Source organism: Methylibium sp., from assembly GCF_013817365.1.
GTDB lineage: Bacteria > Pseudomonadota > Gammaproteobacteria > Burkholderiales > Burkholderiaceae_C > Methylibium.
The window spans coordinates 1-11,017 of the sequence record NZ_JACDCU010000089.1 but is presented as its reverse complement, the minus strand read 5'-3'; the positions used below and the strand labels follow the sequence as shown (position 1 = coordinate 11,017).

The 11,017-nt window shown below is 67.0% G+C and carries 9 protein-coding genes; 5 read left to right on the top strand and 4 right to left on the bottom strand.

The window, feature by feature from the left end:
- The coding region (locus H0W38_RS07800; protein ID WP_292452665.1) for a sodium-translocating pyrophosphatase at positions 1-1,556 on the bottom strand (1,556 nt) is incomplete at its 3' end.
- A 257-nt stretch (positions 1,557-1,813) separates the two neighbouring features.
- Between H0W38_RS07800 and ppa the strand changes: the two genes are divergently transcribed.
- Both ppa and H0W38_RS07790 read left to right on the top strand, forming a co-directional pair.
- A complete protein-coding gene (gene ppa, locus H0W38_RS07795) occupies positions 1,814-2,356 on the top strand; it encodes an inorganic diphosphatase (RefSeq protein ID WP_292452663.1) in 543 nt (180 codons plus the stop codon).
- 207 nt (positions 2,357-2,563) lie between these two features.
- Positions 2,564-5,302 carry a pitrilysin family protein gene (locus H0W38_RS07790; protein ID WP_292452661.1) on the top strand — a complete coding sequence of 913 codons (2,739 nt, stop codon included), beginning with the start codon at positions 2,564-2,566 and terminating at the stop codon, positions 5,300-5,302.
- An 87-nt stretch (positions 5,303-5,389) separates the two neighbouring features.
- Here the strand turns inward: H0W38_RS07790 and H0W38_RS07785 are convergent, their stop codons facing one another.
- Positions 5,390-6,649: a GNAT family N-acetyltransferase gene (locus tag H0W38_RS07785; protein WP_292452660.1), complete on the bottom strand. Its 1,260-nt coding sequence runs from the start codon at positions 6,647-6,649 to the stop codon at positions 5,390-5,392.
- On the opposite strand from H0W38_RS07785, the gene H0W38_RS07780 reads away from it, so the two are divergent.
- The gene (locus H0W38_RS07780; protein ID WP_292452659.1) at positions 6,648-8,327 is read left to right on the top strand and encodes an NAD+ synthase; all 1,680 of its coding nucleotides are present in this window, start codon (positions 6,648-6,650) and stop codon (positions 8,325-8,327) included. The genes H0W38_RS07785 and H0W38_RS07780 overlap by 2 nt on opposite strands.
- A gap of 30 nt (positions 8,328-8,357) precedes the next feature.
- Positions 8,358-8,696, top strand: coding sequence for a P-II family nitrogen regulator (locus tag H0W38_RS07775; protein WP_292449043.1), 339 nt, complete (start codon positions 8,358-8,360; stop codon positions 8,694-8,696).
- A gap of 91 nt (positions 8,697-8,787) precedes the next feature.
- Here H0W38_RS07775 and H0W38_RS07770 read toward each other — a convergent pair whose 3' ends face one another.
- Positions 8,788-9,387, bottom strand: a complete 600-nt coding sequence (locus H0W38_RS07770) for a TIGR00730 family Rossman fold protein (protein WP_292452657.1) — start codon at positions 9,385-9,387, stop codon at positions 8,788-8,790.
- Positions 9,384-9,944 carry an RDD family protein gene (locus H0W38_RS07765; RefSeq protein ID WP_292452655.1) on the bottom strand — a complete coding sequence of 187 codons (561 nt, stop codon included), beginning with the start codon at positions 9,942-9,944 and terminating at the stop codon, positions 9,384-9,386. Before H0W38_RS07765 ends, H0W38_RS07770 begins: the two co-directional genes overlap by 4 nt.
- Before the next feature lie 438 nt (positions 9,945-10,382).
- Here H0W38_RS07765 and H0W38_RS07760 point away from each other — a divergent pair.
- On the top strand, positions 10,383-11,017 hold a 635-nt coding region (locus H0W38_RS07760), incomplete at its 3' end, for a thiamine pyrophosphate-binding protein (RefSeq protein ID WP_292452653.1).

Genomic DNA, 11,017 nt, shown 5'->3' with positions numbered 1-11,017 from the left:
ATCAGGCCGCCGATGAACAGACCCACGATCACCGAGGGGTTCGACAGATCGAAGCTGACCAGCAGGCCGGCCGCTTCCAGCGTGTGCGTGTAGTCCGCGAACAGCACCAGCGCAGCCAGGCCTGCGGAGCCGATGGCGTAGCCCTTGGTCACCGCCTTCGTGGTGTTGCCCACGGCATCGAGCGGGTCGGTGATGTCGCGCACGCTCGGCGGCATGTCGGCCATCTCGGCGATGCCGCCGGCGTTGTCGGTGATCGGGCCGTAGGCGTCGAGCGCCACCACGATGCCCGCGAGGCTGAGCATCGAAGTCGCCGCGATGGCGATGCCGTACAGGCCGGCGAGCTCGTAGGACGCCAGGATGGCCGCGCACACGAACACGACCGGCCAGGCGGTCGAGCGCATCGAAACGCCCAGCCCCGCGATCACGTTGGTGCCGTGGCCCGTGGTCGAGGCCTGCGCCACGTGCTTGACCGGCGCGTACTGCGTGCCGGTGTAGTACTCGGTGATCCAGACCAGCAGCCCGGTCAGCACCAGACCCACGACGGCCGAGCCGAACAGGCGCAGCCGCGAGCCTTCCGAATAGATTGCGTTGTCGGGCATCACCCACCAGGTGACCCCGGCGAAGCCGACCAGCGAGATCGCGCCGGTCACGATGAGGCCCTTGTAGAGCGCCGGCATCACGTTCTTCATGCCCGGCGTGGCCTTGACGACGCTGCAGCCGACGATCGACGAGATGATCGCGAAACCGCCCAGTGCCAGCGGATACAGCGCCGCCTGCATCGGCGCGGAAACGACGAGCAGCGCGCCCAGCACCATGGTGGCGATGATCGTGACCGCGTAGGTCTCGAACAGGTCGGCGGCCATGCCGGCGCAGTCGCCGACGTTGTCGCCGACGTTGTCGGCAATCACTGCCGGGTTGCGCGGATCGTCTTCCGGGATGCCGGCCTCGACCTTGCCCACCAGATCGGCGCCCACGTCGGCGCCCTTGGTGAAGATGCCGCCGCCCAGCCGCGCGAAGATGGAGATCAGCGAGGCGCCGAAGGCGAAACCGAGCAGCGGCTTGAGTGCTGCGGCCAGCCCGCTGGTCGGCGTGATCTGGCCGTTGCCGGTGAGGAACCAGAAGAAGATCGTCACGCCCAGAAGGCCCAGGCCCACGACCAGCATCCCGGTGATCGCGCCGCCCTTGAAGGCGACGTCGAGCGCCTCCTTCATGCCGCGCGTGGCGGCCTGCGCGGTGCGCACGTTGGCCTTGACCGAGACATTCATGCCGATGAAGCCACAGGCTCCTGAAAGCACGGCGCCGATCACGAAGGCGACCGCCGTGGTGACGTCGATGAAGACGCCGATCAGGACCGCAAGGATGACGCCGACGATCGCGATGGTGCGGTACTGACGCGCCAGATAGGCGGCGGCACCCTGCTGGATGGCCAACGCAATCTCCTGCATGCGCGCGTTGCCGGCATCCTGCTCGAGGATCCATTTGCGCTGGATGAAACCGTAGGCGACGGCGGCAAGGCCGCACAGAAGCGCAAAGATGAGCGCCAGGGAACTGGACATGAGGGGAGTCTCCTTCCTCGGTTGGGGTCTTCTCGGGTACACCGCGGCTTCGCACTGCCCGGGCTGTGAAAGCCGCAGGCCCCGGCCGGGTTGCCGGCGCATGCTAGTGGAAGCCCTCACAAGCCGCAACGCGCATTGCGCGGTGTGTTCCTGCGCTTGCCCACCGCGTTTCGGGGCGTTCCAAGCGCGCCCAGGGTCAGTTCTGCGACAGGCGGCTGCTTAGAATTCGGGTTTCCCCGCGATCCCGGAAAGCCTTCATGAGCCTGCACAACGTGACCCCCGGCGCCAAGGCGCCCGAAGAGTTCAACGTCATCATCGAAATACCGATGAACGCCGACCCGATCAAGTACGAGGTCGACAAGGTCAGCGGCGCGCTGTTCGTCGACCGCTTCATGACCACGGCCATGCACTACCCCTGCAACTACGGCTATGTGCCGCAGACGCTGTCGGACGACGGCGACCCGGTCGATGTGCTGGTCATCACGCCGTTCCCGCTGACGCCCGGCGTGGTGGTCACCTGCCGCCCGATCGGCATCCTCAAGATGGCAGACGAGGCGGGCGGCGATGCCAAGGTGCTCGCCGTGCCGACGACGAAGATCCTGCCGATCTACGACCACTGGAAGAAGCCGGAAGACATCAACCAGATGCGCTTGAAGGCGATCCAGCACTTCTTCGAGCACTACAAGGACCTCGAGGCCGGCAAGTGGGTGAAGGTCGAGGGCTGGGAAGGCCCCGAATCCGCCAAGGAGGAGATCAGGACTGGCATGGCGAGCTACCTCGCGAACGGCAACGCAGCCTGAGATGACGACCCCCAGGGCGCTTCGCTCGCGGCCCCCCCAAGGGGCGCTCAATCCTCTTGGGAACGGCCCGGCGAGGCCTGAGAGGCGTGCCCGCCGCCGTGAGGGTGCAATGAACCAGAGGAGGGCCTGCGCGGAACTCGCGGGCCACACGGCTCACTAAACTGCCATCTCCTCCAGCCTGGCCTCGGCTCCGACGGCCTGCCCACCATGTTCCAGAAGTTCATCCTGGCCGGCGCCCTTGCGCTCGGTTTGCTCAGTTCGTCCCTGCAGGCGCAAACGCCTGCCATCCCGCCGTTGCCGCAGGGCATGACCTCGGTCACCGCGGTCGAAGGCATCAGCGAGTACCGCCTCGCCAACGGCCTGCGCCTGCTCCTGGTACCCGACAGCGCCAAGCCGACCACCACCGTCAACCTGACCTATCACGTCGGTTCGCGCCATGAGAACTACGGCGAAACGGGCATGGCCCACCTGCTCGAGCACCTGATCTTCAAGGGCACGCCGACGAATCCCAACGTTTGGTCGGAGTTCACCAAGCGCGGCCTGCGGGCCAACGGCAGCACCTGGTTCGACCGCACCAACTACTTCGCCAGCTTCGCGGCCAACGAGGACAACCTGGAGTGGTTCCTCTCCTGGCATGCCGACGCAATGGTGAACAGCTTCATCGCCAAGAAGGATCTCGACAGCGAGATGACGGTGGTGCGCAACGAGATGGAGATGGGCGAGAACAGCCCCGGCCGCATCCTCTACCAGAAGACGCTGTCGGCGATGTACGACTGGCACAACTACAGCAACGACACGATCGGCGCACGCAGCGACGTGGAGAACGTCGACATCGCCAGCCTGCAAGCCTTCTACCGCCGCCACTACCAACCCGACAACGCGACGCTGGTCGTTTCAGGCAAGTTCGACGTACCGCAGGTGCTGGAATGGGTGCACGAGTTCTTCGGCCCCATCCCGAAGCCCGAACGCGTGGTGCCGGTGCTCTACACGATCGACCCGGTACAGGACGGCGAGCGTGCGGTCACCTTGCGCCGCAACGGCGGCACGCCGCTGCTCTACGCGGGTTATCACACGCCCGCGGCCGCGCACCCCGACCACGCAGCAATGGAGGTCCTGACCATCGTGCTCGGCGACGCGCCTTCGGGGCGGCTGCACAAGCGCCTGGTCGAAAAGCAACTCGCCGCCAGCGTGGGCGCCGATGCCTTCGGTCTTTACGACCCCGGCGTGGCCCTCTTCATCGCCGAACTGCCGCCGGGCCAGGAGCCGGGCAAGACCAGCGCCGAGATGCTGTCGGTGATCGAGTCGGTCGCCAGCGAGCCGATCACAGCCGAAGAACTGAAGCGCGCCAAAAGCAAGTGGCTCAAGGCCTGGGACCTGTCCTTCACCAATGCCGAGCGCGTCGGCGTGGCGCTGTCGGAATCGGTCGCCCAGGGCGACTGGCGGCTTTACTTCCTGACGCGCGACCGGGTTCGCGACCTGACGCTGGCCGATGTGCAGCGCGTTGCCACCGAGCGCTTGCTGCGGTCGAATCGCACCTTGGCGACCTACCTGCCAACGGAAAATCCGCAGCGCGCGCCGGTGCCCAAGGCCGTCGACGTGGCCGCGCAGTTCAAGGACTTCAAGCCGCAGGAGGGCGCGGCTGCAGTGGCGGCTTTCGACGCCTCGCCGGCCAACATCGACGCGAAGACGCAGACCTTCGAGTTGGCCAGCGGCATGGAGGTCGCGCTGCTGCCCAAGCCGACCCGTGGGAATGCGGTGCAGGCGACGCTGGCGCTTCATTTCGGTGACGCGAAAAGCCTGGCCAACCAGGGCGCGGTGCCGTCGATGGTGGCCGCTCTACTCAACGAGGGCACTCGGCAACTGGGCCGTCAGGAGATTCGGGACCGGCTCGACGAATTGCGCGCCGTGGTGTCCATCGGCGGCGGTAACGGCGAGGTCAACGTCGGCATTTCGACCCGGCGCGAGCAGTTGCCGGCGGTGATCGAGCTGGTCGGGCAGATGCTGCGTGAACCGTCCTTTCCGCCGGCCGTGCTCGAAGAACAGCGCAGCCAAGCGATCACGGCGGTGGAGCAGCAGCGCAAGGAACCCGCTGCAGTCGTCGACAACGCCATGGCACGCCACGGCAATCCGTACCTGCGCGGCGATGTGCGGTACGCGCGCACCTTCGACGAGATCGTGGCGGACCTGAAAGCCGTGCAGCCCGAGCAGGTGCGCGACTTCCACCGCCGCTTTTACGGCGCCTCGAACGCCGAGTTCGGCGCCAGCGGCGACATGGACGTGGCGGCAGTGCGGCGGGCGCTCGAATCGAGCTTCGGCGACTGGAAAAGCCCGCTGCCCTACGCGCGGGTTCCGAATCCGCTGATCGTGCCCGAGCCGGCTCGGCTGGTGCTCGCCACGCCCGACAAGCAGAACGCGACGATGGCGGTGCAGCTGCCGCTGCCGATCACGGACACCGACCCGGACTACCCCGCCCTCATGCTGGCCAACCACATGCTGGGCGCCGGCGGCAACTCGCGGCTATGGCAGCGCATCCGCGAGAAAGAGGGCCTGTCCTACGGCGTCTACAGCGGCGTGCGCTGGAATCCCTTCGAGCCGAACTCGCCCTGGGTGGCCGAGGCCATCTTTGCGCCGAGCAACCGCGCGAAGGTGGAGGCGGCGTTCAAGGGAGAGCTCGCACGGGCGCTGAAAGACGGCTTCACGGCGGCCGAACTGAACGAGGCCAAGCGCGGCCTGGTGAGTGCGCGGCAACTCGCGCGCTCGCAAGACGCTCGCCTTGCGTCCACGTTGGCCGGCAATCTGGAACTCGACCGGACGTTTGCGCTGGCCCAGAAGGTCGATGACGCGCTGGGCCGCATGACGGTCGAAGAGGCCAACGCTGCCCTGCGCAAGTACATCTTGCCCGAGCAGCTGGTGTTCGCACTGGGCGGTGACTTTAAGGAAGAGTGAGCCTTCGTCCCGGAGCGGCCGCCGCACGGCGGTTTGCCCGCCAAGCTGCTGCATCGCACGAGGCGCGCAATGGCCGGCGCTTGCTTCTCAGGCTGACGGCGGCTCTTCGCCGGCGGCCCGGGCCCGGGCACCCTGCTTGAACGGGTTGCGCTCGTCGAGCTCGCTCACGTAGGCCTCGATGCCGGCGCCTTCGCGCGCCAGGTAGCGCGACACCGCGTCAGTGAAGCGCGCGTCGCTGAGCCAGTGCGCGGAATGCGTGCGCACCGGCATCAGGCCGCGGGCCATCTTGTGCTCGCCCTGGGCGCCGCCTTCGAAGCGGCGGTAGCCGTGTTCGATGCACCACTGCAGCGGCTGGTAATAGCAGGCTTCGAAATGCAGGCAGTTGACCGGCGGGCTGCCGGGCGCGTGGCCCCAGTAACGACCGTAGGCATGGCCTTGCTCGGGATCCAGCGCGATCAGCGAGGTGGCGATCGGCTCGCCGGCCTGGCGCGCGGTGAAGAGCAGCCAGTGCTCCGGCATCGTCGCCGCCATGCGGGCGAAGAAGTCGCGAGTGAGGTAAGGCGTGGAGCGGTGCTCGCGGTAGGTGGTGGTGTAGCAGCGGTAAAAGAAGTCCCAGTCGGCCGGTGCGATTTCCTTGCCCTGCCGCACTTCAAAGTCGACCCCGGCCTCGCGCACGTAGCGCCGCTCCTGCTGGATCTTCTTGCGCTTGTCGCGTTGCAGGGTGGCGAGGAAATCAGCGAAGTCGGCGTAGGGCTCGCCGCCTTCGGCCGCGTGGCGGTTGTGCCAGTGGAACTGCACCGTGCTGCGCAGCATCCAGCCGGCCGCTTCGGCGGCGGCGCGGTCGGCCTCGCCCAGAAACAGTACGTGAGCGGAAGAAAGGTGGTTGTCGGCGGCGAGGGCCTGCATCGCGCGCAGCAGCACGGTGCGGGCCTCATCGTCACGCGCCAGAAGCCGCGAGCCGGGCACCGGCGTGAAGGGCACCGCCGCCAGTAGCTTCGGGTAGTACTGCAGGCCGGCGCGCTCGTAGGCGTCGGCCCAGGCCCAGTCGAACACGTACTCGCCATAGGAATGGCTCTTGAGGTAGAGCGGGCAGGCGGCCACCAGCACACCGCCGCGCTCGACGGCCAGGAACTGCGGCGCCCAGCCCGTCTTGGGCACGGCACTTGCCGATTCCTGCAGCGCCAGGAAGTAGGCATGCCGCATGAAGGGGTTGGCCGAGGCGCTGGTGGAGAGCAGGGCATCCCAGGTAGCGGCATCGATGCTCGACGGGTCGTCGTGCAGGGTGACGACCCACTTGTCGGGGTCGCAGGTACCATCTTTCGAGACTGCCGGACGCTTCTTTTCCATGCCTTCTTCTGCCACGCTCAAGCTCGCGCTCGTCCAGTTCAATGCCACCGTGGGCGACCTCGCCGGCAATGGAAAGCGCGTTGCCGACTTCGCGCGTCGGGCCCATGCCGAAGGCGCGCGGCTGGTGATCACGCCGGAGTTGTCGCTGACCGGCTACCCGCCCGAAGACCTGCTCTTGCGCCCGGCCTTCATGCGCGCCTGCGAAGAGGCGCTGGCCGCCTGCGCCGCCTCGCTGGCCGATCTGCCTGACCTGCAGGTCGTCGTCGGTCATCCCAAGACACTCGACGATGCGGGGCATGTTCGCACGCGTTCCCTCGCCGTGCAGCGGCGGGTCAATGCGGCCTCGATGCTGCAGGCCGGGCGCATCACCGCCTGCTATGCGAAGCGCGAACTGCCGAACTACCAGGTGTTCGACGAGCGGCGCTATTTCGTCTCGGGCCGCAGTGCAGGTCTGGGACCGTTGGTGGTGGACCTAGGCGGCCTGAAGGTCGGCGTGCTGGTCTGCGAGGACGCCTGGTTCGACGAACCGGCCGAGGCGGCGAAAGCGGCCGGTGCGCAGGCGCTTGCGGTGATCAACGCCTCGCCCTTTCACCTGGGCAAGGCCGGCGAGCGCGAAGAGCGCATGGCCCATCGCGCGCGAGCGACCGGCCTGCCGGTGCTCTATGCGCACCTGGTCGGCGGCCAGGACGAGGTGGTGTTCGACGGCGGCTCGTTCGCAGTCGATGCGCAAGGCCATGTGGGCGCGCGCGCCGGCACCTTCACCGAGGAGTTGCTGCTGGTCGATGTGGGCACCGACGGCAGCGTGACGGGACCGCTGGCGCCGCAGCCCGAGCTGCAAGCTCAGGCATGGGGAGCGCTGGTCATGGGCGTGCGCGACTACCTGGGCAAGAACGGTTTCCCGGGCGCGATCATCGGCCTGTCGGGCGGCATCGATTCGGCGCTGGTGCTGGCGGTGGCGGTCGATGCCCTGGGTGCGGACAAGGTGCGCGCAGTCATGATGCCTTCGCCCTACACGGCCGATATCTCCTGGCTCGACGCGCGCGACATGGCCCGCCGCCTGGGCGTGCAGTACGACGAGATTTCGATCACGCCCATGTTCGAGGCCTTCAAGGCCAGCCTCGCCGAAGAGTTCGCCGGGCTGCCGGAGGACGCCACGGAGGAAAACATCCAGGCGCGTTGTCGCGGCACTCTCTTGATGGCGCTGTCCAACAAATCAGGCCGGATCGTGCTCACCACCGGCAACAAGAGCGAGATGGCCACCGGCTACTGCACGCTGTATGGCGACATGGCGGGCGGCTTCGCGGTCATCAAGGACGTTGCCAAGACGCTGGTCTACCGGCTCGCGGCCTGGCGCAATGCGCAGGGCGCGGAGCCGGTGATTCCCGAACGGATCATCACGCGCCCCCCGTCGGCCGAACTGCGACCTGACCAGACCGACCAGGACAGCCTGCCGCCCTACGAAGTGCTCGACGCGATCCTGGCGCGCTACATGGAAGAAGACGAGGGAATCGCAGAGATCGTCGCCGCCGGCTTCGATGCGGCGGTGGTCGAGCGGGTCACCCGGCTGATCGCCGTCAACGAGTACAAGCGCCGCCAGGCGCCGGTCGGCATCCGCATCACTCACCGAGCGTTCGGACGAGACTGGCGCTACCCGATCACCTCGAAGTTCCGTGCTTAAATTCGATCAGTCGAATTTCCCGGAGCCGCCATGAAACAGATCACCGCCGTCATCAAGCCCTTCAAGCTCGAAGAGGTTCGGGAGGCGCTGGCCGAGGTCGGTGTTTCGGGGCTCACGGTGACCGAGGTCAAGGGCTTCGGCCGCCAGAAAGGCCACACCGAGCTTTACCGCGGCGCAGAGTACGTGGTCGATTTCCTGCCCAAGGTGAAGGTCGAGGTCGTCGTCAAGGACGAAGACGTCGAGCGCTGCATCGAGGCCGTGGTGAAGGCCGCCAAGACCGGCAAGATCGGCGACGGCAAGATCTTCGTCACCAACGTCGAACAGGCTGTGCGCATCCGCACCGGCGAGACGGACGAAGCGGCCGTTTGATCCGGATCGGCGGGCGGTCCTGCCGGCTGTCCGCGCCGGGAGCGCCGGCAATGCGAGCGCCACGCCAAACGCGCGAAGTTTCCCCGGGGCTTCAGGTGCGGCTGTAGTCGTCGCGGCCCTTCGCCCTTCGTGCCAGCACTTCCAGCCGCCCCAGCAGTTCATCCGGTTCGGTGCCGACCTCCAGCATCGCCTGCGTGGACGGCGACATAAAGCCCTCGCGCACCGTCTGCTGCAGGAAAGCGATCAGCGCGTCGTAGTAGCCTGCCACGTTGAGCAGGCCGATCGGCTGGTCGTGGTAGCCGAGCTGGCGCCAGGTCCAGGCCTCGAACAATTCCTCGAAACTGCCGATCCCGCCGGGTAGCGCCAGGAACACATCGGCGCGCTCGGCCATGGCCTGCTTGCGCTGGTGCATGGTCTCCACCACCAGCAGTTCGCTCAATCCCGGATGGCCGACTTCGCGCTCCATCAATGATCGAGGGATCACGCCGACCACGCTGGCGCCGGCGGCGAGCGCCGCATCTGCCAGGACGCCCATCAAGCCGACCTGCGCGCCACCGTAGACCAGCCGCCAGCCGCGCTTGCCGATGGCGTCGCCGACCGCGTTCGCCGCCTCCGCGAAGGCCGGGTTCGCGCCCTCGCGCGAGCCGCAGTAGACGCACACGGTAAAGGGGACCGGCAAGCGCGAACTCATTGAGGGCTCACTCGTCCGGGCGGTGCCGCGGCGCTGGGGCCGGCTGCCGGGCGTGTGTCGATCAGCCGTGTACCACACACGGCGTCGTGCCAGAACTGGCGCTGCGGGTGAAGCAGCGCCAGCAAGGCATAGCCGACGACGCCGCCCGCCAGCGCCGCCATCAGTGCGCCGGCACTGCGCCAGCCGGCGATGTGCCAGAGCGCCAGGGCAGGCAGGAACCAGACCCAGCTGGCAAGGTAGCGCATGCTCGCGCGCAGGCGCGACACGCGCTGGCCGCCAGCGGTGGTCAGGCGGATGTGCCATGTCTGCATCGGCAGCGTCTGGCCGGTCTGCGACCAATACCACACCAGATAGAGGCCCGGCATCAGCACCAGGGCAATGATGAGCAAACCTTCGCGGCCTTGCATGGCGTTGCGCTGGTCGGTCAGCACCGCGTAGAGCAGGGCGCTGACGAACACCACGCCGAACAGCAGCACGCCTTCGTAGATGAAACAGCCCATGCGCCGACCGAGGCCTGGCGTGCGAACACTTGCCTGGATGCCGGCGGACAGGGGCACAGCCCGCTTCATTCTTCGGGCTCTCTCTGCGATGCGGGCAGCCGCAAGGCGCAGCGAGCTTGCAGCGCTGCGCCGTATAGGGGAATGGAGAGGAAGTTCATGGGTTGCACTGCCTTCGTTTGAAGCGCGTGCCAGGGTTCTTTGTCCGGCGGCGGCGGGCCTTGGAGCTGCCCTGCGAGCAAGCCGGAGTAAGGCGCGCGGCCACGGCGCGCAGAAGCGGCAACGATTATGTCATTGCAGTTTTTCAGGGCTGCCTCGTCGAGAAGCGCAGCGGTGCTGGTGACATAATGCTGCTTCGCACAACGCTCTTTAGATCCTCAATAGCGGCCCCACCCGGGTTGCTTTGCTGTTGATCGCGCAGGCCCCACATCCACCTCACAAGGGTGCGAAGAGGGGCACCAAAGGTGTTTCGTCAGAGAAATTCCAAGAGGTTCTGAAATGGACATGTCTGCCGCGGAAATCAAGCGTGCCGCAACGGCACAGCCGCATCCCTCACCCAACGACCCCGGCGCCGATCCCAACGGCTCGGAGATTCTCGTTCGCTGCCTGCAGGCCGAGGGCGTCAAGTACCTCTGGGGCTATCCCGGCGGGGCGGTGCTCTACATCTACGACGCGCTCTACAAGCAAGACAAGATCGAGCATGTCCTCGTGCGTCATGAACAGGCCGCGATCCATGCCGCGGACGGCTATGCACGTGCCACCGGCGACGTCGGCGTTGCGCTGGTGACCTCGGGCCCGGGCGTGACCAATGCCATCACCGGCATTGCCACCGCCTACATGGACTCGATCCCGATGGTGATCATCACCGGCCAGGTGCCCACGCCGGCGATCGGCCTCGATGCCTTCCAGGAATGCGACACCGTCGGCATCACCCGCCCGATCGTCAAGCACAACTTCCTGGTCAAGGACGTGCGCGATCTGGCCATCACGATGAAGAAGGCGTTCTACATCGCGCGCACCGGCCGGCCCGGCCCGGTGGTGGTCGATGTGCCCAAGGACGTGTCGCTCAAGACGGCGCCTTACCACTACCCGGCGCACATCGAGATGCGCTCGTACACGCCGGTGAAGAAGGG